We start from the raw sequence: 24,530 nt of genomic DNA, 5'->3' as shown, positions 1-24,530 counted from the left end.
GACAACCCACTACGCTTGCTCATGACGTCCTCCTCGGTGTTCATTTGGGACTCGAACCCGTCAACAACACCAGGAGGACGTCGCCATCTCCTAGAAAAACGCCACTTTCTTCGCCAACACGCGTCATAACTCTCTTACTACGCACGCTCGCGGGGGGCGGAGCCACTATTCCCAGCGCACCGGGGGGCCGTGCGGTGCGCTGACGCCCAGGATTTCATCGCTGCCCTCGGGCCAGCAGCGGGCCTGCACCAAAAACTCGTGCGCCGACTTCCGGGCGCGGCGCCGCGGCTCGAGGCTCAGCCAGGCCAGCGGGGCGTCGGCGCCGGCGCGGGCACCCAGCGCGCGGACCGCGGCGGTGACCTGCGTCTGTTCGCCTGCGGTGAGGTACTGCCAGGTCACCGAATGCCACAGCACGGTCAGGCTTCCCTGGGTCAGGTGCAACCCGCGGACGGCCTCGGCCGCCGACGCCCGCTCCAGCCGGGCCGGAACCCGGCGGGCGATCTCGAGCGCGCCGCGCAGCCGCTGCACCCGCACCGGCATGTCCGGCCATACGTAGCTGAGCAGGGTGAGCCGGTCGTCCGCCCGGGTCACGTCCATCGGGGCGATGTCGAAACCGTGCCGCGCGACGATTCGCAGCGGCGTCTCGGGCGGCCGCTGCCCGCGCCAGGCGTCCTCGATCACCACCGCCGAGTCGGTCGGACCCCACCCCCCGCCGGAAAACCGGTACCGATAGTGGTCGGCGCGCAAATTGAGCCCGGCGCTGGCCCCGATCTCGAAAAGCCTTACCGGCAACGGGAATCGGCGCGCCAACAACAACAGCCCGCCGATCAGCGCGGCGGAGCGGCCGACCTCGTTGGTCTGCGGCGGCTGGCCCAGCGCGGTGCGCAACGCGGTGATCCGGTCGCGCGCGGCGGCCACCACCTCGGGCCAGGCGGCCGCGGTGTCCCAGGTGCCGCCGACGCTGGGATACCACCGGCGCAGGGCCGGCGCGCTGCCGTCGAGCACCAGCCGGTGCAGGCCGCCGAGCAGCCGCAGCGCCAGCGCCGACGGGCCCGGATCGGTTTCGTGGCCCGCCAGCACCTCGGCGAACACGCCGCCGGCCGCGACGTCGTCGACGATCCGGGTCAGCAGCTGCCCGTACATCGGCGACCCCAACGCCGTGCAGGCGCGGGCCTGCGCGGCGAAGGTGTCCGACAGGTGCGCGGGGCTCACCGCGACTCCAGGGCATCCAGGCCGGCGGCAACGACGTCGAACGCGTTGCCCAGCGCCTGCGGCAGCGATTCGGCTTCGTCGGCCAGCCAATGCTCGTAGGCGCCCAGCGCCACCCCCAGCATCGTCCAGGCCACCGTCTGCGGCAGCAGGTCGGTGGGCGCGACGCCGGAGCGCTTCGCGACGAACGCCGCGATCACCTCCCGCCAGCCGGCGTACATCGTCATCGAGTAGGCCTGCAGCTCGGCGGTCTGCAGGATCACCCGCATCCGTTGCCGGTGCCGGGCGGTCTCGGACTCGTCGAAGGTGTTGAACGCCAACAACGCTGCGCGCAGCGCGGCACCGAGCGCAACGTCCGGGTCGACCGCGTCCAGCAGCTCCCGCAGGTGCTGCAGGTGCGCGTCGAAGTCGCCCCACGGGATCGCGTTCTTGGAGGAGTAATACCGGAACAGGCTGCGCCGGGCGATCCCGGCGGCCTGCGCCACGTCGTCGACGCTGACCTCGTCGAAGCCGTGCCGGGCGAACAGGTCGATGGCCACGTCGGTGATGTGGTGCGGCGTGGTGGACCGGCGCCGGCCGACCCGGGGCCGCGCCCCTGGTGCAGTCCCCATCACGACCCCCTCTTCCGTTTCGGCACTCGATGCCATATTCTTACCCAGATTGTGATCAAGCCAACAGCGGTTTGACGAACTCAGTGTGACGAAAGGCCAGCGCAATGGACCAGAACCAGCAGAACGACGCCGCCGAGCTCGTGACCGAGACCCTGGTCGAAGAGGTGTCCATCGACGGGATGTGCGGGGTCTACTGACCGTGACCGCTGCTGCCGTGCCGGCGGGGCCGGGCCCGAGCGGGTTCGACCCCGCCCGCGGCTGGCGGCTGCACCCCCAGGTGGCACTGCGGCCCGAACCGTTCGGCGCACTGCTGTACCACTTCGGCACCCGCAAGCTGTCGTTTCTGAAAAACCGCACCATCGTGGCCGTGGTGCAGTCGCTGGCCGATCACCCCGATATCGGATCCGCCTGTCGCGCAGCGGGAGTCGACGAGTCCGACCAGGGGCCGTACCTGCATGCCCTCGGTGTGCTGGCCGGCTCCCAGATGCTGGTTCCCAGGGAGAACACATGACCTCCGTTGCCCCGGTTCCCCGGCTGATCGAGCAGTTCGAACACGGGCTGGACGCCCCGATCTGCTTGACCTGGGAATTGACTTACGCCTGCAACCTGGCGTGCGTGCACTGCCTGTCGTCGTCGGGCAAACGCGATCCGCGTGAACTGTCCACCCGACAGTGCAAGGACATCATCGACGAACTGGAACGCATGCAGGTGTTCTACGTCAACATCGGCGGCGGGGAACCCACTGTCCGCCCGGACTTTTGGGAGTTGGTGGACTACGCCACCGCCCACCACGTCGGGGTGAAGTTCTCCACGAACGGGGTGCGGATCACCCCCGAGGTGGCGGCCCGGCTGGCCGCCAGCGACTACGTCGATGTGCAGATCTCGCTGGACGGCGCGACCGCGGAGGTCAACGACGCGGTCCGGGGCGCCGGTTCGTTCGCGATGGCCACCCGCGCGTTGGAGAACCTGGCCGCCGCCGGGTTCGCCGACGCCAAGATCTCGGTGGTGGTCACCCGGCACAACGTCGACCAGCTCGACGAGTTCGCCGCGCTGGCCCGCCGCTACGGTGCCACCCTGCGGATCACCCGGCTGCGGCCGTCGGGCCGGGGCGCCGACGTGTGGGACGACCTGCACCCCACCGCCGACCAGCAGGTGCAGCTGTATGACTGGCTGGTCGCCAACGGCGACCGGGTGCTGACCGGGGACTCGTTCTTCCACCTGTCCGGCCTCGGCGAGCCCGGTGCCCTGGCCGGGCTGAACATGTGCGGCGCCGGCCGGGTGGTGTGCCTGATCGACCCGGTGGGCGACGTCTACGCCTGCCCGTTCGCCATCCACGACCGCTTCCTGGCCGGAAACGTGGTGTCCGACGGCGGCTTTGACAACGTCTGGAAAAACGCTCCGCTGTTCCGCGAGCTGCGGGAACCGCAGTCGGCGGGCGCCTGCGGCAGCTGCGGCCACTACGACAGCTGCCGGGGCGGCTGCATGGCGGCCAAGTTCTTCACCGGTCTGCCGCTGGACGGCCCCGACCCGGAATGCGTCGAAGGCTACGGCGCCCCGGCGTTGGCCCGCGACCGCGACAAGCCGCGCCCGTCCGGCGACCATTCCCGCGGCAAGCCGATCACCGGCCCGGTGCCGTTGACGTTGTCCATGCGTCCGCCGGCCCGCCTCTGCAATGAAAGTCCCATCTGACATGGCTCGTGATCTCTGGTTCGAAACCGTCGCCATCGCCCAACAGCGGGCGAAAAAGCGGCTCCCGAAGTCGGCGTACTCGTCGCTGATCTCCGCCAGCGAAAAAGGGGTGACCGTCTCCGACAACGTGGAGGCATTCAGCGAACTCGGTTTCGCCCCGCACGTGGTCGGGGCGCCGGCCAAACGCGACCTGGCGACAACGGTGATGGGGCAAGAGGTTTCGCTGCCGGTGATCATCTCACCCACCGGTGTACAGGCGATTGACCCGGACGGGGAAGTGGCCGTGGCGCGCGCGGCGGCCGCCCGCGGCACCGCCATGGGGTTGTCCTCATTCGCCAGTAAGCCGATCGAGGAAGTCATCGACGCCAACCCCAAGGTGTTCTTCCAGATCTACTGGCTGGGGGGTCGCGACGCGATCGCCGAACGGGTGGAGCGGGCCCGCGCGGCCGGCGCGGTCGGGCTGATCGCCACCACCGACTGGACCTTCTCGCACGGGCGCGACTGGGGCAGCCCAAAGATCCCCGAGCAAATGAACCTGCGCACCATGCTGCGGATGGCCCCGGAAGTGTTGACCAAACCGCGCTACCTGTGGAGCTGGGGCAAACATCTGCGGCCGCCGGAGCTGCGGGTGCCCAACCAGGGTCGGCGCGGTGAGCCCGGACCGCCGTTCTTCGACGCCTACGGCGAATGGATGGGCACGCCGCCGCCGACCTGGGAGGACATCGCCTGGCTGCGCGAGCTGTGGGGCGGACCGTTCATGCTCAAAGGCGTGATGCGCGTCGACGACGCCAAACGTGCTGTGGATGCTGGTGTTTCGGCGATCTCGGTGTCGAATCACGGCGGCAACAACCTGGACGGCACGCCGGCGGCGATCCGCGCGCTGCCCGCGGTGGCGGCCGCGGTCGGCGACCAGATCGAGGTGCTGCTGGACGGCGGCATCCGGCGCGGCAGCGACGTGGTCAAGGCGCTGGCCCTGGGCGCCCGGGCGGTGATGATCGGCCGGGCCTACCTGTGGGGGCTGGCCGCGGCCGGCCAGCCGGGGGTGGAGAACGTGCTCGACATTTTGCGCGGCGGCATCGACTCGGCGCTGATGGGACTGGGCTGCGGGTCGGTGCACGACCTGAGCGCCGACCACATTTTGGTGCCCGACGGGTTTGCCCGGGCGCTCGGTGTGCCCGCCGGTCCGGCCGGTGGGTCGGCCTCGGCCTAGCCCCCCGACCCCCCGCCGGCGGGGCGGTCCGGGCGGCCCCGCGACGCCCGGCACGGCCGCTGGTACGGACGGGGCAGGGGTGGCTGACGGGGCCGCAGGCTGCTCGATAGTTTAAGATCATCGAAAAATATTCACCGAGACGGCTAACAAGTGGTGCACGGCAGGTGAATTCGTCTTACCATCGGCGGGTGGCTGTCCACGGCGATCTCGGCACCTCGACGTCGAGCCAGCTGCTAGGGTCGTCGCCGGCGCTGCTGGTCCCGGTCGGGTCGACCGAACAACACGGTCCTCACCTGCCGCTGGACACCGATACCCGGATCGCCGTCGCGGTTGCCCAGTCGGTGTCGGCGCGGCTGGCCGGCGGCCCCGCCGCTCCCACCCCACGCCGGCAGTGGCTGGTGGCCCCGGCCGTCGCCTACGGGGCCAGCGGTGAACACCAGAGCTTCCCCGGCACGGTCTCGATCGGCACCGAAGCCCTGACCACGCTGCTGCTGGAGTACGGCAGATCGGCCAGCTGCTGGTCGCCGCGGCTGGTGTTCGTCAACGGTCACGGCGGCAATGTGGCGGCGCTGCGCTCGGCGGTGAGCCTGCTGCGCGCCGAGGGACGCGACGCCGGCTGGTGCCCGTGCACGGTCGCTGGCGCCGACGCGCACGCCGGCCACACCGAAACATCGATATTGCTGCATATTTCACCGGGCGAGGTGCGCACCGACCGCTGGCGCCCGGGAAACAGCGCCCCGCTGCCCGAGCTGATACCGTCGATGCGTCGCGGCGGAGTCGCGGCGGTGAGCGAGGTAGGAGTGTTGGGGGACCCGACCACGGCGACCGTCGATGAGGGGGAGCGTCTGTTCGCGGAGATGGTAGTTGGCTGCGCCCGGCGGATCAGCGGCTGGGCACCCGGGGCCGACGGGATGCTGACATGACCCCGACCCGGCTGCCCGACGGATTTGCTGTGCAGGTGGACCGACGGGTCCGCGTGCTGGGCCGCGGCTCGGCGCTGCTGGGCGGATCCCCGACCCGGCTGCTGCGGCTGGCCCCCGATGCGCAGGTGATGCTCGCCGACGGTCGCCTCGAGGTGCACGACGCGGTGAGCGCGCAGCTGGCCCGCACCCTGCTCGACGCCACCGTGGCCCACCCCCGGCCGTCCGGGGGCCCCTCGCATCGCGATGTCACCGTGGTGATCCCGGTGCGCGACAACAGCTCTGGCCTGCAACGCCTGGTGTCCTCGCTGCGCGGGCTGCGGGTCATCGTGGTCGACGACGGATCGGCCACCCCGGTGAGTCAGGACGACTTCGCCGGCGCCCACTGCGACATCGAGGTGTTGCACCATCGGCAGCCGCGCGGCCCGGCCGCCGCCCGCAACACCGGGCTGGCGGCGTGTCAGACCGACTACGTGGCGTTCCTGGACTCCGATGTGGTGCCGCGCCGCGGCTGGCTGGAGGCGCTGCTCGGGCACTTCTGCGATCCCACCGTCGCGCTGGTGGCGCCGCGCATCGTGAGCCTGACCCACAGCGACCACCTGGTGGCCCGCTACGAGGCCGTGCACTCGTCGCTGGACCTCGGCCACCGGGAGGCGCCGGTGGTGCCCTACGGCACGGTGTCCTACGTTCCCAGTGCGGCGATCATCTGCCGCCGGTCCGCGCTGGGCGAGATCGGCGGATTCGACGACACCCTGCAGTCCGGCGAAGACGTCGACCTGTGTTGGCGACTGGTGGAAGCCGGTGCGCGGCTGCGCTACGAACCGATCGCGCTGGTGGCGCACGACCACCGCACCGTGCTGCGGGATTGGTTCGCGCGCAAGGCATTCTACGGCGGTTCCGCGGCTCCGCTGTCGGCTCGGCACCCGGACAAGACGGCTCCGCTGGTGATCTCCGGGTGGACGCTGGTGCTGTGGGTGTTGATGGCGATCGGCTCGCGGATGGGCTATCTGTTCTCCGCGGCGGCCGCCGCCATGACCGGAAACCGGATCGCCAGCGCCATGCGCGGCCCGGACACCGGCGCCCGGGACGTCGCGGTGGTGACCGCACGCGGGCTCGGCTCGGCGGGGCTGCAGCTGGCGTCGGCGATATGTCGGCATTACTGGCCGGTCGCGCTGCTGGCGGCCCTGCTGTCGAGGCGGTGCCGGCAGGCGGTGCTGATCGCCGCCGTGCTGGACGGCGTGGTGGACTGGCTGCGGCACACCCGGGCCACCGACTCTGAGGTCAGACCGATCGGGCTGGTGTCCTATCTGTTGCTCAAACGCCTCGACGACTTGGCGTACGGCATCGGTCTGTGGAGCGGGGTAGTGCGCGAACGCAATATCGCCCCGCTCAAACCGCAGATCAGAACCTGACCGCCCTCTTGGCCGCCACGCTGCACAGCGATGTCCTGATTATCGGCGCGGGCAGTGCTGGATCGGTTGTCGCCGAACAGCTTTCCGCCGACAGCAATTGCCGGGTGACGATCCTCGAGGGCGGTGTCGGGCTGACCGATCCCGAGCTGCTGGCCCAAACCACCAACGGGCTGCAGCTACCGATCGGAGTGGCCAGCCAACTGGTGCGCCGCTACCAGACCGAACTCACCGAAGCCGAGGCCAGCCAGGTGACGATCGTCCGGGGCGCGACGGTGGGGGGTTCTGGTGCGGTCAACGGCGGCTATTTCTGCCGCGCACTGCCCCGCGACTTCGCCACCGGTCTGCCCGGCTGGGCGTGGTCGGATGTGCTCACCCACTTCCGCGCCATCGAAACCGACCTGGATTTCGACGGTCCCGCCCACGGCGACAGCGGCCCCATCCCGGTCCGACGCACCACGGAGATCGTCGGCAGCACCGAAACATTCGTCACCGCGGCGGAGCGTTGCGGGTTTTCGTGGTTGCCCGATCTCAACGATGTGGGAACCGAATCGGGAATGCCCACCGGGGTCGGCGCGGTGCCGCTCAACATCGTCGACCGGGTACGCACCGGGCCGGGTGTCGGTTATCTACTGCCGGCGCTGGGCCGGCCCAACCTGACCCTGCTGGACCGCACCCGGGCGGTGCGGGTGCGCATCTCGGCGGGACGCGCGGTGGGCGTCGACGCGGTCGGACCCGACGGGCCGCTGGACCTGGCCGCGGACCGAATCGTGTTGTGTGCCGGTGCGATTGAGTCCGCCCATCTGCTGATGCTATCCGGGGTGGGCGATGAGGACATGTTGCGTGCCGCGGGCGTGGGCGTGGTGGCACCGCTGCCGGTCGGGACCAGCTGCGTCGACCACCCCGAATGGGTGATGCCGGTGGACTGGCCGGTGGCCGCCGAACGGCCGGTGATCGAGGTGGTCTTGAGCACCGCCGATGACCTCGAAATCCGGCCCTACACCGGGGGATTCATCGCCATGGTCGGTGATGCCGCGACCGGCCACGTCGACTGGCCGCACATCGGGGTGGCGCTGATGCAGCCCTGGGCCCGCGGCCGGCTCACGCTGGTGTCCGCCGACCCGGCGGTGCCGCCGCACATCGAGCACCGCTACGACAGTGCACCCGGCGACGTCGTCACCTTACGCCGCGGCGTCGAATTGGTGCGGGAACTGACCGCCGGCGTCGTCGAGTTGGGTCCACCGATCTGGGCCACCTCACAGCACCTGTGCGCCACCGCACCGATGGGCGCCGACTCCGACGAGCGGGCCGTCGTCGACCACCGGTGCCGGGTCCGCGGCATCGACGGGCTGTGGGTGGTGGACGGGTCGGTGCTGCCGGGCATCCCCAGCCGGGGCCCGCACGCGACGATCGTCATGCTGGGCCACCGGGCCGCCGAGTTCATCCGGTGAGCGTGCGTGTGCCCGGCCGACGCGCCGAGCGTGCGGCCGGGAACACGCACGCTCACCCAGTCAGCGCCGTCGCCACGCGCGGATTCGACGCACCGCGGCGAGCTGACGGCCGTCCCGACCCGGTGCCCACACGGCGATCGCCAGCGCCGCCACCGCTAGCACGCCCGCCATGGTCCAGGTCGAATATTGCACGGCCTCTAAGAACGCGGACTTGGCGTGCGCTGCCAACGGAACACCCAGCGGGCCAAGCTGTTTGGCTACCTGAAGAGCCTCCGCCAGCGAATGCGCGGCGGGTGCGCGCAGCTCCTCGGGGAACGCGCCCAGATCGGCGGTGAGCGCGCGACTGTACTGGGCCGCCAGGATCGACCCGGCCAGCGCGATGCCCAGGGCCGCGCCGACTTCACGGGTGGTGTCATTGACCGCCGAGGCCACCCCCTGCTTCTCGTCGGGCGTGGCGGCCATAACCGCCGACGTGGGCGGGGCGGTGCACAATCCGATACCGGTGCTCATCACCAGCAGCGGCCACGCCAAATCCCAATACGGCGAGTCGATGTCGAGAACGTCCAGGCAGGCGAAGCCGGCGGCGATCACCAACAACCCGACGCCGAGGGTCAACCGCAGACCCAGCCGCGGCACGTACCACGGGGACAACGCGGAAAGCACCAGCACCGGCGCCATCAGCGGGCTCAACGCGACGGCGGTCTTCATCGCGCTGTAGCCCATCACGAGCTGGATGTACTGCATCGATACGTAGAAGAACCCGAAGTTGGCGAAGAACAACATGGTGATCGTCGCCGCGCCGGTGGCGAAGTCCGGTTTGGCGAACAGCCGGATATCCAACAGCGGATGGCGGCGCCGCAGTTCCACCACGCCGAACGCGGTCGCCAGCGCCAGCCCCGCCGCGATGCTGGCGTAGACCACCGGGTCGGTCCAGCCCCGGCTGGGCGCCTCGACGATGCCGAACACCAACACCGCGACCGCGCCGCCGATCAGCAGGGCGCCCGGCCAGTCCAACGGGGCGGCGCGTTCGTCGCGGGAGGAGCCGATCGTGCACGTCAAGGCGATCAGCAGCCAGCCGGCCCCGGTGAACGCCCAGAAGATGGACTGCCACGGCCAGATCAGCAACAGCAGGCCCGACCCCAGCATGCCCAGGATGGCGCCCGTTCCGGCCAGCCCCGCCCAGATGCCGATAGCCTTGGCGCGCTGCTGTTTTGGGTAGGACGCCGTCAACAACGACAAGGTGGCGGGCATGATGAAGGCGGCCCCGGCGCCGGCGCCCGCCCGCGCCAGGATGATCTGCACCGGGGAATCGAACATCGTCGGCGCCAGCGAGGCCGCGGTGAAGATGAACAGCCCGGCCAACAGCGCGCCGCGCCGCCCGTACCGGTCGCCGATCGCGCCGGCCGGCAGCAACAGGCAGGCCAGCGCCAGCGTGTAGCCGTCCACCACCCAGGTCAACTGGGTCTGGGTGGCCGAGGTCGCGACGGCGATATCGCCCAGCGCGGTGTTCAACGCGATCATCGAGCTGATCACCAGCGTCACGCCCGCGCAGGCCACGATCAGCGTCCAGGTCCGGCCCCGCGCCGAATCGGCCGGCGCGCTGCGCTGTTCGCGGGGGGCCAGGGCGGGATCTACACCGACCACGGGGATCCTTTCGGCGGCGGCAGCGACTTTCGAGACTAACAGTCTTGTACCGAGATTGATAGTCTTGTTTTCCGGAGTTTTCCAGGAGGTGGGCGACGATGACCGGGGACAGTGGCGACCCCAGACCGGCGCGCTCCCGGGCGCGGCTGCTGGACGCGGCGGCGGCGCTGATGCGCGCCGGTGGACCCAGCGCGGTGACCGTCGACGCCGTCACCCGGGCCGCCAACGTGGCCCGCGCCACCCTGTACCGGCACTTCCCGAGCGGGAATGACCTGCGGGCCGCCGCATTTCAGACCCTGCTGCCGTGCTCGCCGATGCCGCCGGAAAACGGCTCGCTACGGGACCGGCTGACCGCGCTGGTGGTGGACTGGGCCGCGCTGATCGCCGAAACGCCGATCACGCTGACCGCGATGTCGTGGCTGGCGCTGGGTAGTGGTCTCGACCAGGTGCCCAACCCGCCGGATGGTGGGGAGATGCAGACCCTGCGCGAACGGGTCGCCCAGCTCTACGCGGCCCCGTTCGACGCCATCTTCGACAGCCCGCAGGCCGCCGCCGAACTGCGCGACGTCGATCGCGGCCAAGCGGCCGCGCTGCTGCTCGGGCCGATCGTGGTGGGCCGGCTCTCCACGTTGGCCGACTTCGACTACCAGGAGTGTGCCCGCGCCGCGGTGGACGGGTTTTTGCACGTCTACGGCAGGCCGGCGGCCGACCTCAGCGCAGCTGATACCGAATCGGCAGGTGCTTGAGCCCGCCCACGAACGTGGTGGCGATCAGCTTCGGGTCCCCGGCCAGCTCAATGGATTTCAGGCGCGGCAGCAGCTCGGTGAAAAAGCTGTTCACCTCCATGCGGGCCAGCGCCGCGCCCAGGCAGAAGTGCACGCCGTACCCGAAGGCCAAGTGCTTGTTGGGGTCTCGGCCGACGTCGAATGAGAACGGGTGGTCAAACACCTCCTCATCCCGGTTGGCCGATACATACGACAAATACACCGATTCGCCGGCGGCGATGGGTACGCCGCGCACCGTGGTGTCCGCGGTGGCGGTGCGCATGAACTCCTTGACCGGGGTCACCCAGCGGATCATCTCCTCGACCGCGGTGGGCATCAGATCGAGGTTGTCCCGCAACCGGTCGCATTGGTCCGGGTTTTCGATCAACGCCTGCAGCCCACCGGAAATGGTGGCGCTGGTGGTGTCGTGCCCGGCGGTGGCGATGATCACGTAATAGGACGCGGTATCGACGTCGGACAGCGGTTCGCCGTCGACCCGGGCGTTGGCGATCGCCGAGGCTAGATCCTCGGTGGGGTGCTCGCGCCGGGCCGCGGTGAGGCTGTTGAAATAGCCGAAGAAGTCCAGCAGCACCTGCAGCTGTTCCTCGAGGGTCGCACCGCGTTTGAACTCCTCGTCATCACCACCGAACAGCTCTTGGGTCAGCTTGAGCATCCGCGGAAAGTCCGATTCCGGCAGCCCCAGCAGCGACATGATGACAAACAGCGGGTAATTGACGGCGACCTCCTGCACGAAATCGCATTCCGGGCCGGCCGCCGCCATGTTGTCGACGTAGCTTTTGGCCAGTTCATCGACGCGCACCTTGAGCGCGCGCATGGCCTTGGGCCGGAACCAGTCCGCGCCGATCGCGCGCACCACCCGGTGCTGCGGATCGTCCATGTGGATCAGGGTGCGCAGCCCCATCCCGGAATCCAGCTGGGCCTGCGCCATATCGTCGGCCTCGGCGGTGGCCAGCAGCGGCCGCGGGCCGTTGAGCCACAGGTTGTTGTCCCGCTCGATGTCCATAATGTCGGCGTGCTTGGTGATCGCCCAGAACGGCCGGAACGGTGGCTGATCCACCAGCGACACCGGGGCGTGAGCGCGCAGATGGGTCAGCGCCGCATGCAGGCGCGGCTCGTCGGCGTAGGCCGTCGGGTCGGCGAACACCTTCGCGGCCTCATCAATGATCGGCGTGCTCATCCGGGCTCCTCACCAGTCGGCGTCGCTACTTGACGCGTGTCAGCTTTTTCCAGTGTCGGTGACTGCCGGCGATCCGGGGGCGGTTTACCGCGATCGGGGGTTTGGCTTTCGCATACGCTCAGGATTTGTGCGCATCGGATCCCGGCGCCGCGCCACGGCGCGCGCCCTGACGCTGCTGGCGGCCGTCCCGCTGCTGGTGGTGCTGGCGGCCGGCTGTGGGCGCGGCGGCAGCGCGACACCGCACTCGCCGGTGCCCGTCGCGGCGCATCCGGTGGATCCGGCCGTGGTCAGCCTCGGCACCGGGATGGTGCGCGGGGTGGTCTCCGCCGACTACCGGCTGTTCGCCGGGCTGCCGTATGCCGCACCGCCGGTCGGGCCGCTGCGCTGGCAGCCGCCCCGGCCGGCCGCGCCGTGGCCGGGGATACGCGACGCCAGCAAAACCGGGCCCTGGTGTCTGCAGGGCAACGGTGGCGTCGCGGACCCGGGCACCAGCGAGGACTGCCTGACCCTCAACGTGTGGACGCCGCCGCTCAACACGACCGAGAAGCGTCCGGTGATGGTGTGGATCCACGGCGGCGGGTTCGTCAACGGCAGCGGCGACATCTATAACGCGCGCTGGCTGGCCACCCAGGGCGACATCGTCGTGGTCACCATCAACTACCGGTTGGGGGCGCTGGGGTTTTTGGCGCACCCGGCCCTCGGCGAAGTGGGCAACTACGGGCTGGCCGACCAGCAGGCCGCGCTGCGCTGGGTTCGGGACAATATCGCCAGCTTCGGCGGTGACCCGACCAAGGTGACCATCGCCGGCGAATCCGCCGGCGGAATGTCGGTCTGCGACCACCTGGTCGCCCCCGGATCGGCCGGACTGTTTAGGGCCGCGATCATCCAAAGCGGGCCGTGCCAGGCGCAGGTTGACGTGCCGACCGCGCAGCGGGTCAGCCAGGACTACGCCGCGGCGGTGGGGTGCGCCGACCCGGGTGCCGCCGGGCCGTGCCTGCGGGCGCTGCCGGCCAGCAAGCTGGCCGAACCGCTGTGGTACGCCCGGTTCGGCAGCGACCGGCTGTCCGGTCCGGTCACCGGAACCCGGGTGTTGCCCGTCGACCCGGTCGCGGTGACCGCCACCGGCGGCGCCGCGAAGGTGCCGGTGCTGATCGGCACCAACCAAGACGAATTCACCATGTTCGTGGCACTGCAATACCTGCGGGTGGGCAAGGAGATCACCGCCGCGGAGTATCCGGGGGTGCTGGCCGACACCTTCGGCGCCGCGATCGGCCCCGCCGTCTTGGCGCACTACCCGCCCGAGCGCTACGGCGGCAGCGTCTCGCTGGCCTACGCGGCCGCCGCGACCGACGACATCTTTTCCTGCCTCGCCGACCGGATGACCGACGGGTTCTCCGACAGCGCGCCGGCGGTCTACGCCTACGAGTTCGGCGACCGGCACGCGCCGGCCCCGGAGATGTATGCGCGGGCGCCGTTCCCGATCGGCGCCAGCCACTCACTGGAGATGCGCTACCTGTTCGACGTCGGCGGCGCGCCGCCGCTGGACGCCGAACAGCGGGCGCTGTCGCGGCAGATGATCGCCTACTGGAGCCACTTCGTGACCACCGGCGCCCCCAAGGCCGCCGGCGCGCCGGACTGGCCCAAAGCCGGACACGACGGCCCGTGGCTGTCGCTGCGGACGGACGGAAACCGGGTCACCACCACCTTCGAAGCCGACCACCAATGCCCGTTTTGGGCGGCGGTCCGGGCCCCGCGCTAACCGGGGGCCTTGGTACGCGCCGAGATCGACGTGGGCGCGCAAAAGACCGAGTGGACACCACGCTGGCGTCGATCTCGAGGCAAGAGGTAAGAGGCAAGCCGCCGGAGGCCCTACTCGGCCGGGGTGACCCAGGTGGTGATGTCGGCGTGCACCACCTCGACGCCCTCGCGGTCGGTCACGCTGACCGGCACCACCACCTCGACGCCCTCGGCAATGGAAGTGAAGTCGGGTGGGTCCAGTCGCGCCACCGCCCGCAGCGAGGTGGTGGCCTTGGCCAGGTATTGCACGGTCATCGCCTTGGGGATCCAGCGGTGGCTGCGCGGCACCGTGGCCTCCATCAGCATGCCCATCGCCACCTCGGCGGCGTTGCAGGAGGCGATCGCGTGCACGGTGTGCAGGTGGTTGTACACGAAGAACCACTTCGGCACCGCCACCTCGGCCAGCCCCGGCTCCATGCGCACCACGTGCGGCAGGATCGACGCGAAGTAGGGCACCCGGGCCATCGCCGCGGCCGAGAACAGGAGGGTGCCGCCGGGACGGCCCGAGAGCCGCTTCCAGGCCTGGTAGGTGCTGGTCGGAGTGGTCATAACCGGCTACCTTACTCTGCAGTAAGATCGCGATAAGGTTGACTCTGCGCTGAGGGCGTCGTCTACTCGGACTTTCGCGCCCTAGACGCACAGTCAACGGCGAGGACCAGGATTTGGCCGCCACCCCGATCTGGGGCATACTATTCGGGTTGCCTTGCGCCGGGTTCGCACCTGGCCGGGCATACGACCGGCGCCACACGGCGCGTCCGGTCCCATCCTCGGAAGTGACGAAAATTTTCGGCGCCGACGAGTCGCGGGCGGGCGACACACCCGACCGCGGGGGCCGGTGAACCAGGACAGGTAAACAGCGGCGGCAACATCCAGCGCGGACAGCGCAGGGCACTAGATAGCGGGGCCGGACACGGCCCCTAAGCAGGAGCGAGGTAGCAGAAGCGTGGCGGGACAAAAAATCCGCATCAGGCTCAAGGCCTACGACCATGAGGCTATTGACGCGTCGGCGCGCAAGATTGTCGAGACGGTCACCCGCACCGGCGCCAGCGTGGTGGGCCCGGTGCCGCTGCCGACCGAGAAGAACGTGTACTGCGTCATCCGGTCCCCGCATAAGTACAAGGACTCGCGGGAGCACTTCGAGATGCGCACGCACAAGCGGCTGATCGACATCCTCGACCCGACCCCGAAGACCGTTGACGCCCTGATGCGCATCGATCTGCCGGCCAGCGTCGACGTCAACATCCAGTAGGAGCCTGAATAACCATGGCACGTAAAGGCATTTTGGGTACCAAGCTGGGCATGACGCAGGTGTTCGACGAGAACAACAAGGTTGTGCCGGTGACGGTGGTCAAGGCCGGGCCCAACGTGGTGACCCGTATCCGCACCCCCGAGCGCGACGGCTACTCCGCCGTGCAGCTGGCCTACGGCGAGATCAGCCCGCGCAAGGTCAACAAGCCGGTGACCGGTCAGTACGCGACGGCCGGGGTCAACCCGCGCCGGCACCTGGCCGAGCTGCGCCTCGACGACGAGACCGCCGCCGCCGAATACGAGGTCGGCCAGGAGCTGACCGCCGAGATCTTCGCCGACGGCAGCTACGTCGACGTGACCGGCACCTCCAAGGGCAAGGGCTTCGCCGGCACCATGAAGCGGCACGGCTTCCGCGGCCAGGGCGCCAGCCACGGCGCCCAGGCGGTGCACCGCCGGCCGGGTTCGATCGGTGGCTGCGCCACCCCCGGCCGGGTGTTCAAGGGCACCCGGATGGCCGGCCGGATGGGTAACGACCGGGTCACCACCCAGAACCTGGTGGTGCACAAGGTCGATGCGGAAAACGGCGTCCTGCTGATCAAGGGCGCTATCCCCGGCCGCAACGGTGGGCTCGTCCTGGTCCGCAGCGCGATCAAACGAGGTGAGAAGTAATGGCTGGCATCACGATTGACGTCAAGACCCCGGCCGGTAAGACCGACGGCTCGGTGGAACTGCCGGCCGAGCTGTTCGACGCCCCGGCCAACATCGCCTTGATGCACCAGGTGGTGGTCGCCCAGCGTGCCGCCGCTCGGCAGGGCACCCACTCGACCAAGACCCGCGGTGAGGTCAGCGGTGGTGGCCGTAAGCCGTACCGGCAGAAGGGCACCGGCCGGGCCCGGCAGGGTTCGACCCGGGCCCCGCAGTTCACCGGCGGCGGTGTGGTGCACGGCCCCAAGCCGCGCGACTACAGCCAGCGCACCCCGAAGAAGATGATCGCCGCCGCGCTGCGCGGCGCCTTGTCGGACCGGGCGCGCAACGGCCGCATCCACGCCGTCACCGAGTTGGTCACCGGTCAGACCCCGTCGACCAAGAGCGCCAAGGCGTTCCTCGGCACGCTCACCGAGCGCAAGCAGGTGCTGGTGGTGATCGGCCGCGCCGACGAGACCGGCGCCAAAAGCGTGCGCAACCTGCCCGGGGTGCACATTCTGGCCCCCGACCAGCTCAACACCTACGACGTGCTGCGCGCGGACGACGTGGTGTTCAGCGTCGAGGCGCTGAACGCCTACATCGGCGCGAACACCCAGCAGCAGGAGGTTTCGTCCTGATGGCAACCGTCACCGACCCGCACGACGTCATCCTGGCGCCGGTCATCTCGGAGAAGTCCTACAGCCTGATCGAGGACAACGTGTACACCTTCGTGGTGCACCCGGACTCGAACAAGACGCAGATCAAGATCGCGGTGGAGAAGATCTTTTCCGTCAAGGTCGCCTCGGTGAACACCGCCAACCGGCAGGGCAAGCGCAAGCGCACCCGCACCGGCTACGGCAAGCGGAAGAACACCAAACGCGCCATCGTGACGTTGGCGCCCGGCAGCAAACCGATCGACCTGTTCACAGCACCGGCCTAGCCGGCGCGAGAGAGAGACTTAACAGATATGGGAATTCGCAAGTACAAGCCGACGACCCCCGGTCGTCGCGGTGCCAGCGTCTCCGATTTCGCCGAGATCACTCGTTCCACCCCGGAGAAGTCGCTGGTGCGGCCGCTGCACGGCAAGGGTGGCCGTAACGCACACGGCCGCATCACCACCCGGCACAAGGGCGGTGGCCACAAGCGTGCCTACCGGGTGATCGACTTCCGGCGCAACGACAAGGACGGCGTCAACGCCAAGGTCGCGCACATCGAGTACGACCCGAACCGCACCGCGCGGATCGCGCTGCTGCACTACCTGGACGGGGAGAAGCGCTACATCATTGCCCCGCAGGGTCTCTCGCAGGGCGACGTGGTGGAGTCGGGCGCCAACGCCGACATCAAACCGGGCAACAACCTGCCGATCCGCAACATCCCGGCCGGTACCTTGATCCACGCGGTCGAGCTGCGGCCCGGCGGCGGCGCCAAGCTGGCCCGCTCGGCGGGGTCCAGCATCCAGCTGCTGGGTAAGGAAGGCACCTACGCCTCGCTGCGGATGCCCTCGGGCGAGATCCGGCGCGTCGACGTGCGCTGCCGCGCCACCGTCGGCGAGGTCGGCAACGCCGAGCAGGCCAACATCAACTGGGGTAAGGCCGGCCGGATGCGGTGGAAGGGCAAGCGCCCGACCGTCCGTGGTGTGGTGATGAACCCGGTGGACCACCCGCACGGTGGTGGTGAGGGCAAGACGTCCGGTGGTCGCCACCCGGTCAGCCCGTGGGGCAAGCCCGAGGGCCGCACCCGCCGCCGCCACAAGCCGAGCGACAAGCTCATCGTCCGACGCCGGCGCACCGGCAAGAAGCACCGGTAAAGCGGAGGAGAGTTAAGCGATGCCACGCAGCCTCAAAAAGGGCCCGTTCGTCGACGACCACTTGCTCAAGAAGGTCGACGTGCAGAACGAGAAGAACACCAAGCAGGTCATCAAGACTTGGTCGCGCCGGTCGACCATCATCCCGGACTTCATCGGGCACACCTTCGCCGTGCACGACGGCCGCAAGCACGTGCCGGTGTTCGTCACCGAGTCGATGGTCGGGCACAAGCTCGGCGAGTTCGCGCCCACCCGCACCTTCAAGGGGCACATCAAAGACGACCGGAAGAGTAAGCGGCGATGAGTGTTACGACTGAGTTCCCCTCCGCGGTGGCCAAGGCCCGCTTCGTGCGGGTGTCGGCCACCAAGGCCCGCCGGGTGATCAACCTGGTGCGCGGTAAGTCGGTGTCCGAGGCGCTCGACATCCTGCGCTGGGCGCCGCAGGCCGCCAGCGAGCCGGTGGCCAAGGTGATCGCCAGCGCCGCCGCCAACGCGCAGAACAACAACGGGCTGGACCCGGCCACCCTGGTGGTGGCCACCGTCTACGCCGACGAGGGGCCCACCGCCAAGCGCATCCGGCCCCGCGCCCAGGGGCGGGCGTTCCGGATCCGCCGGCGCACCAGCCACATCACCGTGGTGGTGGAGAGCCGGCCGGTCAAGGAGCGGCGCGGCACCGGTTCGGCGAGCGCGACCCGCGCGCGTCGGGCCCAGGCCAGTAAGGCCGCCGCCGCCAAGAAATCGCCCGCGAAGGCGACGAAGCCCGCGGAGACGGAGACTTCCGAATCGAAGGGAGGCTCGCAGTAGTGGGCCAGAAGATCAACCCGCACGGTTTCCGGCTCGGTATCACCACCGACTGGAAGTCCCGCTGGTACGCCGACAAGCAGTACGCCGACTACGTCAAGGAAGACGTCGCGATCCGGCGGCTGCTGTCCACCGGCCTGGAGCGCGCCGGCATCGCCGACGTGGAGATCGAGCGCACCCGCGACCGGGTGCGCGTCGACATCCACACCGCCCGGCCGGGCATCGTCATCGGCCGCCGCGGTGCGGAGGCCGACCGGATCCGCGCCGACCTGGAGAAGCTGACCGGCAAGCAGGTGCAGCTCAACATCCTCGAGGTGAAAAATCCGGAGTCGCGGGCGCAGCTGGTGGCCCAGGGCGTCGCCGAGCAGCTCAGCAACCGGGTGGCGTTCCGCCGCGCGATGCGCAAGGCCATCCAGTCCGCGATGCGCCAGCCCAACGTCAAGGGCATCCGGGTGCAATGCTCGGGCCGCCTGGGCGGTGCGGAGATGAGCCGTTCGGAGTTCTACCGCGAGGGTCGGGTGCCGCTGCACACGCTGCGCGCCGACATCGACTACGGCCTGTACGAGGCCAAGACCACCTTCGGCCGGATCGGCGTGAAGGTGTGGATCTACAAGGGCGACGTGGTCGGCGGCAAGCGCGAGCTGGCCGTGGCCGCGCCGTCGGGCCCGGACCGTCCGCGCCGGGAACGCCCGTCGGGCACCCGGCCGCGGCGCAGCGGTGCCGCCGGGACCACCGCGACGAGCACCGACGCCGGCCGGGCGGGTGCCGAGGAAGCTGCGGCAGCCCCGGCCGCCGCCGAGCCGGCCGCTGAAACGCAGGAGAGCTGAATCATGTTGATTCCCCGCAAGGTCAAGCACCGCAAGCAGCACCACCCGAAACAACGGGGCATCGCCAGCGGTGGCACCCAGGTGAGCTTCGGTGATTACGGCATCCAGGCGCTGGAGCACGCCTACATCACCAACCGGCAGATCGAGTCGGCGCGTATCGCGATCAACCGGCACATCAAACGTGGCGGCAAGGTGTGGATCAACATCTTCCCGGACCGCCCGTTGACCAAGAAGCCCGCCGAGACCCGGATGGGTTCGGGTAAGGGTTCGCCGGAATGGTGGGTGGCCAACGTCAAGCCGGGCCGGGTGCTGTTCGAGCTCAGCTACCCCAACGAGGCGACCGCACGGGCCGCGCTGACCCGCGCGATCCACAAGTTGCCGATCAAGGCGCGCATCGTGACCCGAGAGGAGCAGTTCTGATGGCAGTGGGAGTGGCCGCCGGCGAACTGCGTGAGCTGAGCGACGACGAGCTGGTGGAGCGGTTGCGCGAATCGAAAGAGGAGCTGTTCAACCTGCGTTTCCAGATGGCGACCGGGCAGCTCAACAACAACCGGCGCCTGCGTGTGGTGCGACGGGAGATCGCCCGCATCTACACCGTGTTGCGTGAACGTGAGCTGGGTCTGGCGTCCGGACCCGATGGTGAGGAATCGTAATGGCAGAGGCGAAGGCCGGGTCGAAGACCGCTCCGCAGGAGAAAGGCCCCAAGCACACCCCCCGCACCGAGAAGCCGCGCGGTCGGCGTAAGACCGCGATCGGCTACGTGGTCAGCGACAAGATGCAGAAGACCATCGTGGTCGAGCTGGAAGACCGGGTGAAGCACCCGCTGTACGGCAAGATCATCCGCACCACCAAGAAGGTGAAGGCGCACGACGAGAACGGTGACGCCGGCATCGGCGACCGGGTGTCGTTGATGGAGACCCGTCCGCTGTCGGCCACTAAGCGCTGGCGGCTGGTCGAGATCCTCGAAAAAGCCAAGTAAGTCCGGACCTGGCGCGAGCGTGCGTGTCCCCGGTCGACACGCCGGACCCGTTACCGGGTTTGCGCACGCTCGCGCGGGGGTAAGCCGAGCTAAACAAGGCTGAACCGCGTTCCGCCGCCCGCGTCGCGGGTGTAGTCTCCGACGTTCGGGGGCTGCGTGAGCGGAGCGGGCGATGCCAAGCGAATTCAGCGGCAACATCGAACTGGACATCCGGGATTCCGAACCGGATTGGGGTCCGTTCGCCGCACCCACCGCGCCCGACGGCGCGCCGAACATCCTCTACCTGGTCTGGGATGACGTCGGCATCGCGACCTGGGACTGCTTCGGCGGGCTGGTGGACATGCCGAACATGTCCCGCCTCGCCGAACGCGGGGTGCGGCTGTCGCAGTTTCACACCACCGCGCTGTGCTCCCCGACCCGGGCGGCGCTGCTGACCGGTCGCAACCCCACCAGCGTCGGCATGGCCACCATCGAGGAATTCACCGACGGCTTCCCCAATTGCAGCGGCCGCATCCCGCACCAGACCGCCCTGCTGTCCGAGGTGCTCGCCGAACACGGCTGGAACACCTACTGCGTGGGCAAGTGGCATCTGACCCCGCTGGAGGAGTGCAATCTGGCGGCGACCAAACGACATTGGCCGCTGTCGCGCGGATTCGAACGGTTCTACGGTTTCCTGGGCGGTGAGACCAACCAGTGGTACCCCGACCTGGTGTACGACAACCACCGCGTCGACCCGCCGGCCACCCCCGACGACGGATATCACCTGTCGAAGGACATCGCCGACAAGACAATCGAATTCATCCGCGACGCCAAGGTGATCGCCCCCGACAAGCCGTGGTTTTCCTACGTGTGCCCGGGCGCCGGGCACGCCCCGCACCACGTCTTCACCGAGTGGGCCGACCGCTACGCCGGACGATTCGACATGGGGTATGAGCGGTACCGCGAGATCGTGCTGGACAACCAGAAGCGGCTCGGGCTGGTGCCGCCGGACACCGAGCTGTCGCCGATCAACCCCTACCTCGACGCCACCAGCGCCGACGGTCAGCCGTGGCCGGCGCTGGACACCGTGCGGCCCTGGGACAGCCTGGGCGACGACGAGCAGCGGCTGTTTGCCCGGATGGCCGAGGTGTTCGCCGGCTTCCTGAGCTACACCGATGCCCAGATCGGCCGGATCCTGGACTATCTGGAGGAATCCGGCCAGCTCGACAACACGATCGTGGTGGTGATCTCCGACAACGGGGCCAGCGGCGAGGGCGGGCCCAACGGGTCACCCAACGAGAACAAATTCTTCAACGGCTACCTCGACACCGTCGAGGAGGCGATGAAGCTGTTCGACGAACTCGGCGGGCCACAAACCTACAACCACTACCCGATCGGGTGGGCGATGGCGTTCAACACGCCCTACAAGCTCTACAAGCGGTACGCCTCCCACGAGGGCGGCATCGCCGACCCGGCAATCATCTGCTGGCCCAACGGCATCAGCGCCCGCGGCGAGGTCCGCGACACCTACATCAACGTCTGCGACGTGACCCCGACCATCTACGACCTGCTCGGCCTGACCCCGCCGGCGACGGTCCGCGGCATCCCACAAAAACCGCTGGAAGGGGTGAGTTTCAAAGCGGCGCTTGCCGATCCGCAGGCCGCGACCGGTAAGCAAACCCAGTTCTACACCATGCTGGGCACCCGCGGGATCTGGCATCGGGGCTGGTTCGCCAACACCGTGCACGCCGCCTCGCCGGCCGGCTGGGGGCACTTCGACGCCGACCGCTGGGAGCTGTACCACCTCGACGCCGACCGCAGCCAACTGCACGACCGTGCCGCCGACGAGCCGGACCGACTCGAGGAGCTGCAAAAGCTGTGGTTCGCCGAGGCGGCCAAGTACCACGGCCTGCCGCTGGCCGACCTCAACATCCTGGAGACCGCGATGCGGTGGCGGCCGTACCTGGCCGGCGACCGCACCAGCTACACCTACTATCCGCACACCGCCGAGGTGCCGCTGGGCGCCTGCGTGGAGTTGCGCGGCCAATCCTTCGCGGTGCTGGCCCGGGTCGTCGTCGACGACGCCGACGCGGCCGGTGTGCTGTTCAAACAGGGCGCGCGGCACGGCGGGCACGTGCTGTTCATCGCCGGCGGGCGGCTGCACTACGTCTACAACTTCCTCGGCGAGCGGGAACAGTGGCTGTCCGCGCCGGACCCGATGCCGGTGGGGGAGCACATCTTCGGGGTGCGCTACCAGCGCACCGGGACGGTGGAGGGCAGCCACACCCCGGTCGGGGAGGCGGCCCTGTACGTCGACGACGTCGTCGTCGCCACCGCGCCCGACATGGTCACCCAACCCGGCGCGTTCGCGCTGGCCGGTGGCGGCGTCAGCGTGGGACGCAACACCGGGCAGGCGGTGTCCTCGGCGTATCGGGCGCCGTTCGCGTTCGTCGGCGGCCGCATCCTCGACGTGACCGTGGACCTCAGCGGCCAGCCCTACCTCGACGTAGAAACGGAGCTGGCGGCGGCGTTCGCGCGGGACTGAGGCGCCGCCCCTACCCTGAAGTCATGCTGACCGAACTCGTCGAGGTGCCCGGCGGGGCGTTCCGGATGGGGTCGACCAGCTTCTATCCCGACGAGGCGCCGATCCACACCGCGTCGGTGGCGGCGTTCGCGGTGGAGCGTCATCCGGTCACCAACGCGCAGTTCGCCGCGTTCGTGGCCGACACCGGCTACATCACCGTGGCCGAGCAGCCGATCGACGCCAGCTTGTACCCCGGGGTGGACCCGGCGGACCTGCAACCCGGAGCCCTGGTGTTCACCCCGACGTCGGGCCCGGTGGATCTGCGGGACTGGCGACAGTGGTGGGCTTGGCAGCCCGGCGCCAGCTGGCGGCACCCGCAGGGACCCGGCAGCGACAGCACCGACAAACCCGACCACCCGGTGGTGCAGGTGGCCTACCCCGACGCCGCCGCCTACGCCCGCTGGGCCGGGCGGCGGCTGCCCAGCGAGGCCGAATGGGAGTACGCGGCGCGCGGCGGCACCACCACCACCTACCCGTGGGGCGACGAGCCCACCCGCGGCGGGCGGCTGATGGCCAACACCTGGCAGGGCCGCTTCCCGTACCGCAACGACGGCGCCGACGGCTGGGTGGGCACCTCGCCGGTGGGCCGGTTCGCGCCGAACGGCTTCGGCCTGCTCGACATGATCGGCAACGTGTGGGAATGGACCGCCACCGAATACACGGCCCAGCACCGGCCGGACCGGCCGCCGAAGGGCTGCTGCGCACCGGCCGGTCCCGCCGACCCGAGCATCAGCCAAACGCTCAAGGGCGGCTCGCACCTGTGCGCGCCGGAGTACTGCCATCGCTACCGGCCGGCGGCGCGCTCCCCGCAGTCCCAGGACACCGCCACCACCCATATCGGGTTCCGCTGCGTGGCGTGATCGCCCACAATTTGGCGCTGAGCAGGTGATCCCCTAGACTCTAGGGGTTGCCGTGGGCAGACCTCGGCCGGCGCGAGTCGGCCCCGCGTGCCCTTCGGCGATGAAGACCGCGCATGACAGGCCGAGTTGGCATCCGTCTGCCGTGCACACGTTAACCACGCCGAGGAGATCGAGTGATTCAGCAGGAATCGCGGCTGAAGGTCGCCGACAATACGGGTGCCAAGGAGATCTTGTGCATCCGGGTGCTCGGTGGCTCGTCGCGGCGCTACGCCGGCATCGGCGATGTCATTGTGGCGACCGTCAAGGACGCCATCCCCGGGGGCAACGTCAAGCGTGGCGATGTCGTCAAGGCGGTGGTGGTGCGCACCGTCAAGGAGCGGCGCCGCGCCGACGGTAGCTACATCAAGTTCGACGAGAACGCCGCGGTGATCATCAAGCCCGACAACGACCCGCGCGGAACCCGCATCTTCGGCCCGGTCGGCCGGGAACTGCGCGAGAAGCGCTTCATGAAGATCGTCTCGCTGGCCCCGGAGGTGTTGTAGATGAAAATCCACAAGGGCGACACCGTGCTGGTCATTGCCGGCAAGGACAAGGGCGCCAAGGGCAAGGTGCTCAGGGCCTTCCCGACCCGCAACAAGGTGCTGGTCGAAGGCGTCAACCGGATCAAGAAGCACACCGCGGTCTCGCGCAACGAGCGCGGCGCGCAGTCCGGTGGCATCGTCACCCAGGAGGCCCCGATCCACGTGTCGAACGTGATGATCGTCGACTCCGACGGCAACCCCACCCGGGTCGGCTACCGGGTGGACGAGGAGACCGGTAAGAAGGTCCGCATCTCCAAGCGCAACGGCAAGGACATCTAGCG

General features: G+C 69.3%; 29 protein-coding genes. 24 read left to right on the top strand and 5 right to left on the bottom strand.

Annotation, left to right across the window (positions count from 1 at the left end):
* Positions 1-165: 165 nt before the first annotated feature.
* Entirely contained in the window at positions 166-1,212 is a 1,047-nt protein-coding gene (locus ACAG26_RS02210; RefSeq protein WP_370478751.1) for a DUF2332 domain-containing protein, read from the bottom strand.
* The gene (mftR, locus tag ACAG26_RS02205; RefSeq protein ID WP_370478748.1) at positions 1,209-1,820 is read right to left on the bottom strand and encodes a mycofactocin system transcriptional regulator; all 612 of its coding nucleotides are present in this window, start codon (positions 1,818-1,820) and stop codon (positions 1,209-1,211) included. The genes ACAG26_RS02210 and mftR overlap by 4 nt, the downstream gene beginning before the upstream one ends.
* Positions 1,821-1,924: 104 nt before the next feature.
* Between mftR and mftA the strand changes: the two genes are divergently transcribed.
* From mftA to mftG, 7 genes are all read left to right on the top strand, one after another.
* The gene (mftA, locus tag ACAG26_RS02200; RefSeq protein WP_370478746.1) at positions 1,925-2,017 is read left to right on the top strand and encodes a mycofactocin precursor MftA; all 93 of its coding nucleotides are present in this window, start codon (positions 1,925-1,927) and stop codon (positions 2,015-2,017) included.
* Positions 2,002-2,331 carry a mycofactocin biosynthesis chaperone MftB gene (gene mftB / locus ACAG26_RS02195; protein ID WP_370478742.1) on the top strand — a complete coding sequence of 110 codons (330 nt, stop codon included), beginning with the start codon at positions 2,002-2,004 and terminating at the stop codon, positions 2,329-2,331. The genes mftA and mftB overlap by 16 nt, the downstream gene beginning before the upstream one ends.
* A complete protein-coding gene (mftC, locus tag ACAG26_RS02190; RefSeq protein WP_370478740.1) occupies positions 2,328-3,509 on the top strand; it encodes a mycofactocin radical SAM maturase in 1,182 nt (393 codons plus the stop codon). Before mftB ends, mftC begins: the two co-directional genes overlap by 4 nt.
* Before the next feature lies 1 nt (position 3,510).
* Complete coding sequence (mftD, locus tag ACAG26_RS02185) at positions 3,511-4,719, top strand: pre-mycofactocin synthase MftD (protein WP_370478738.1); 1,209 nt, start codon at positions 3,511-3,513, stop codon at positions 4,717-4,719.
* Positions 4,720-4,883: 164 nt separating this feature from the next.
* A complete protein-coding gene (mftE, locus tag ACAG26_RS02180; protein WP_370478735.1) occupies positions 4,884-5,642 on the top strand; it encodes a mycofactocin biosynthesis peptidyl-dipeptidase MftE in 759 nt (252 codons plus the stop codon).
* Complete coding sequence (mftF, locus tag ACAG26_RS02175) at positions 5,639-7,051, top strand: mycofactocin biosynthesis glycosyltransferase MftF (protein ID WP_370478733.1); 1,413 nt, start codon at positions 5,639-5,641, stop codon at positions 7,049-7,051. The genes mftE and mftF overlap by 4 nt, the downstream gene beginning before the upstream one ends.
* A complete protein-coding gene (gene mftG / locus ACAG26_RS02170) occupies positions 7,048-8,499 on the top strand; it encodes a mycofactocin system GMC family oxidoreductase MftG (protein ID WP_370478854.1) in 1,452 nt (483 codons plus the stop codon). Before mftF ends, mftG begins: the two co-directional genes overlap by 4 nt.
* Positions 8,500-8,559: 60 nt before the next feature.
* On the opposite strand, the gene ACAG26_RS02165 is transcribed toward mftG, so the two are convergent.
* Positions 8,560-10,143 carry an MFS transporter gene (locus ACAG26_RS02165; RefSeq protein ID WP_370478731.1) on the bottom strand — a complete coding sequence of 528 codons (1,584 nt, stop codon included), beginning with the start codon at positions 10,141-10,143 and terminating at the stop codon, positions 8,560-8,562.
* Between the two features lie 98 nt (positions 10,144-10,241).
* On the opposite strand from ACAG26_RS02165, the gene ACAG26_RS02160 reads away from it, so the two are divergent.
* Complete coding sequence (locus tag ACAG26_RS02160) at positions 10,242-10,889, top strand: TetR/AcrR family transcriptional regulator (protein WP_370478729.1); 648 nt, start codon at positions 10,242-10,244, stop codon at positions 10,887-10,889.
* On the opposite strand, the gene ACAG26_RS02155 is transcribed toward ACAG26_RS02160, so the two are convergent.
* A complete protein-coding gene (locus ACAG26_RS02155; protein WP_370478726.1) occupies positions 10,855-12,105 on the bottom strand; it encodes a cytochrome P450 in 1,251 nt (416 codons plus the stop codon). The two genes, ACAG26_RS02160 and ACAG26_RS02155, sit on opposite strands and share 35 nt — an antisense overlap.
* Before the next feature lie 127 nt (positions 12,106-12,232).
* Here ACAG26_RS02155 and ACAG26_RS02150 point away from each other — a divergent pair, with 127 nt between their 5' ends.
* Positions 12,233-13,864: a carboxylesterase/lipase family protein gene (locus ACAG26_RS02150; RefSeq protein WP_370478724.1), complete on the top strand. Its 1,632-nt coding sequence runs from the start codon at positions 12,233-12,235 to the stop codon at positions 13,862-13,864.
* A 110-nt stretch (positions 13,865-13,974) separates the two neighbouring features.
* Here the strand turns inward: ACAG26_RS02150 and ACAG26_RS02145 are convergent, their stop codons facing one another.
* Positions 13,975-14,451 (bottom strand): hotdog fold domain-containing protein, encoded by a 477-nt coding sequence (locus tag ACAG26_RS02145; RefSeq protein WP_370478722.1) that lies wholly within the window; start codon positions 14,449-14,451, stop codon positions 13,975-13,977.
* A 394-nt stretch (positions 14,452-14,845) separates the two neighbouring features.
* Between ACAG26_RS02145 and rpsJ the strand changes: the two genes are divergently transcribed.
* The 15 genes from rpsJ to rplX all read left to right on the top strand — a co-directional run bounded on the left by rpsJ (position 14,846) and on the right by rplX (position 24,528).
* Complete coding sequence (gene rpsJ, locus ACAG26_RS02140; protein WP_003883485.1) at positions 14,846-15,151, top strand: 30S ribosomal protein S10; 306 nt, start codon at positions 14,846-14,848, stop codon at positions 15,149-15,151.
* A 14-nt stretch (positions 15,152-15,165) separates the two neighbouring features.
* Positions 15,166-15,819, top strand: coding sequence for a 50S ribosomal protein L3 (gene rplC, locus ACAG26_RS02135; RefSeq protein WP_370478720.1), 654 nt, complete (start codon positions 15,166-15,168; stop codon positions 15,817-15,819).
* The gene (gene rplD, locus ACAG26_RS02130; protein WP_370478717.1) at positions 15,819-16,472 is read left to right on the top strand and encodes a 50S ribosomal protein L4; all 654 of its coding nucleotides are present in this window, start codon (positions 15,819-15,821) and stop codon (positions 16,470-16,472) included. The genes rplC and rplD overlap by 1 nt, the downstream gene beginning before the upstream one ends.
* Positions 16,472-16,774 carry a 50S ribosomal protein L23 gene (rplW, locus tag ACAG26_RS02125; RefSeq protein ID WP_071027847.1) on the top strand — a complete coding sequence of 101 codons (303 nt, stop codon included), beginning with the start codon at positions 16,472-16,474 and terminating at the stop codon, positions 16,772-16,774. Before rplD ends, rplW begins: the two co-directional genes overlap by 1 nt.
* Before the next feature lie 27 nt (positions 16,775-16,801).
* Positions 16,802-17,641: a 50S ribosomal protein L2 gene (gene rplB, locus ACAG26_RS02120; protein WP_071027849.1), complete on the top strand. Its 840-nt coding sequence runs from the start codon at positions 16,802-16,804 to the stop codon at positions 17,639-17,641.
* A 19-nt stretch (positions 17,642-17,660) separates the two neighbouring features.
* Positions 17,661-17,942, top strand: coding sequence for a 30S ribosomal protein S19 (gene rpsS, locus ACAG26_RS02115; protein ID WP_011739061.1), 282 nt, complete (start codon positions 17,661-17,663; stop codon positions 17,940-17,942).
* On the top strand, positions 17,939-18,442 hold the full coding sequence (rplV, locus tag ACAG26_RS02110; RefSeq protein WP_370478713.1) for a 50S ribosomal protein L22: 504 nt from the start codon (positions 17,939-17,941) through the stop codon (positions 18,440-18,442). Before rpsS ends, rplV begins: the two co-directional genes overlap by 4 nt.
* Positions 18,442-19,266, top strand: coding sequence for a 30S ribosomal protein S3 (gene rpsC, locus ACAG26_RS02105; RefSeq protein ID WP_370478711.1), 825 nt, complete (start codon positions 18,442-18,444; stop codon positions 19,264-19,266). The genes rplV and rpsC overlap by 1 nt, the downstream gene beginning before the upstream one ends.
* A 3-nt stretch (positions 19,267-19,269) precedes the next feature.
* Positions 19,270-19,686 (top strand): 50S ribosomal protein L16, encoded by a 417-nt coding sequence (rplP, locus tag ACAG26_RS02100; protein ID WP_071027856.1) that lies wholly within the window; start codon positions 19,270-19,272, stop codon positions 19,684-19,686.
* Positions 19,686-19,919 (top strand): 50S ribosomal protein L29, encoded by a 234-nt coding sequence (rpmC, locus tag ACAG26_RS02095; RefSeq protein WP_071027858.1) that lies wholly within the window; start codon positions 19,686-19,688, stop codon positions 19,917-19,919. The genes rplP and rpmC overlap by 1 nt, the downstream gene beginning before the upstream one ends.
* Positions 19,919-20,245: a 30S ribosomal protein S17 gene (rpsQ, locus tag ACAG26_RS02090; protein WP_370478708.1), complete on the top strand. Its 327-nt coding sequence runs from the start codon at positions 19,919-19,921 to the stop codon at positions 20,243-20,245. Before rpmC ends, rpsQ begins: the two co-directional genes overlap by 1 nt.
* A 172-nt stretch (positions 20,246-20,417) precedes the next feature.
* Positions 20,418-22,769 (top strand): arylsulfatase, encoded by a 2,352-nt coding sequence (locus ACAG26_RS02085; RefSeq protein ID WP_370478706.1) that lies wholly within the window; start codon positions 20,418-20,420, stop codon positions 22,767-22,769.
* 23 nt (positions 22,770-22,792) lie between these two features.
* Positions 22,793-23,668, top strand: a complete 876-nt coding sequence (locus tag ACAG26_RS02080; protein WP_370478703.1) for a formylglycine-generating enzyme family protein — start codon at positions 22,793-22,795, stop codon at positions 23,666-23,668.
* Positions 23,669-23,841: 173 nt separating this feature from the next.
* Entirely contained in the window at positions 23,842-24,210 is a 369-nt protein-coding gene (rplN, locus tag ACAG26_RS02075; protein ID WP_067091049.1) for a 50S ribosomal protein L14, read from the top strand.
* On the top strand, positions 24,211-24,528 hold the full coding sequence (gene rplX, locus ACAG26_RS02070) for a 50S ribosomal protein L24 (RefSeq protein ID WP_370478699.1): 318 nt from the start codon (positions 24,211-24,213) through the stop codon (positions 24,526-24,528).
* Positions 24,529-24,530 lie beyond the last annotated feature (2 nt).

This window comes from Mycobacterium sp. pUA109 (assembly GCF_041287095.1).
Taxonomy (GTDB): domain Bacteria; phylum Actinomycetota; class Actinomycetes; order Mycobacteriales; family Mycobacteriaceae; genus Mycobacterium.
This window is presented reverse-complemented; position numbering and strand designations above follow the sequence as displayed.

What these genes read in the sequence shown, in the direction of transcription:
- mftR (WP_370478748.1), bottom strand. Translation starts at nt 1,820, where the DNA reads ATGGGGACTGCACCAGGGGCGCGGCCCCGGGTCGGCCGGCGCCGGTCC.
- mftA (WP_370478746.1), top strand. Translation starts at nt 1,925, where the DNA reads ATGGACCAGAACCAGCAGAACGACGCCGCCGAGCTCGTGACCGAGACC.
- mftC (WP_370478740.1), top strand. Translation starts at nt 2,328, where the DNA reads ATGACCTCCGTTGCCCCGGTTCCCCGGCTGATCGAGCAGTTCGAACAC.
- mftD (WP_370478738.1), top strand. Translation starts at nt 3,511, where the DNA reads ATGGCTCGTGATCTCTGGTTCGAAACCGTCGCCATCGCCCAACAGCGG.
- mftF (WP_370478733.1), top strand. Translation starts at nt 5,639, where the DNA reads ATGACCCCGACCCGGCTGCCCGACGGATTTGCTGTGCAGGTGGACCGA.
- ACAG26_RS02160 (WP_370478729.1), top strand. Translation starts at nt 10,242, where the DNA reads ATGACCGGGGACAGTGGCGACCCCAGACCGGCGCGCTCCCGGGCGCGG.
- ACAG26_RS02155 (WP_370478726.1), bottom strand. Translation starts at nt 12,105, where the DNA reads ATGAGCACGCCGATCATTGATGAGGCCGCGAAGGTGTTCGCCGACCCG.
- ACAG26_RS02145 (WP_370478722.1), bottom strand. Translation starts at nt 14,451, where the DNA reads ATGACCACTCCGACCAGCACCTACCAGGCCTGGAAGCGGCTCTCGGGC.
- rplC (WP_370478720.1), top strand. Translation starts at nt 15,166, where the DNA reads ATGGCACGTAAAGGCATTTTGGGTACCAAGCTGGGCATGACGCAGGTG.
- rplD (WP_370478717.1), top strand. Translation starts at nt 15,819, where the DNA reads ATGGCTGGCATCACGATTGACGTCAAGACCCCGGCCGGTAAGACCGAC.
- rplW (WP_071027847.1), top strand. Translation starts at nt 16,472, where the DNA reads ATGGCAACCGTCACCGACCCGCACGACGTCATCCTGGCGCCGGTCATC.
- rplB (WP_071027849.1), top strand. Translation starts at nt 16,802, where the DNA reads ATGGGAATTCGCAAGTACAAGCCGACGACCCCCGGTCGTCGCGGTGCC.
- rpsS (WP_011739061.1), top strand. Translation starts at nt 17,661, where the DNA reads ATGCCACGCAGCCTCAAAAAGGGCCCGTTCGTCGACGACCACTTGCTC.
- rplV (WP_370478713.1), top strand. Translation starts at nt 17,939, where the DNA reads ATGAGTGTTACGACTGAGTTCCCCTCCGCGGTGGCCAAGGCCCGCTTC.
- rplP (WP_071027856.1), top strand. Translation starts at nt 19,270, where the DNA reads ATGTTGATTCCCCGCAAGGTCAAGCACCGCAAGCAGCACCACCCGAAA.
- rpmC (WP_071027858.1), top strand. Translation starts at nt 19,686, where the DNA reads ATGGCAGTGGGAGTGGCCGCCGGCGAACTGCGTGAGCTGAGCGACGAC.
- rpsQ (WP_370478708.1), top strand. Translation starts at nt 19,919, where the DNA reads ATGGCAGAGGCGAAGGCCGGGTCGAAGACCGCTCCGCAGGAGAAAGGC.
- ACAG26_RS02085 (WP_370478706.1), top strand. Translation starts at nt 20,418, where the DNA reads ATGCCAAGCGAATTCAGCGGCAACATCGAACTGGACATCCGGGATTCC.
- ACAG26_RS02080 (WP_370478703.1), top strand. Translation starts at nt 22,793, where the DNA reads ATGCTGACCGAACTCGTCGAGGTGCCCGGCGGGGCGTTCCGGATGGGG.
- rplX (WP_370478699.1), top strand. Translation starts at nt 24,211, where the DNA reads ATGAAAATCCACAAGGGCGACACCGTGCTGGTCATTGCCGGCAAGGAC.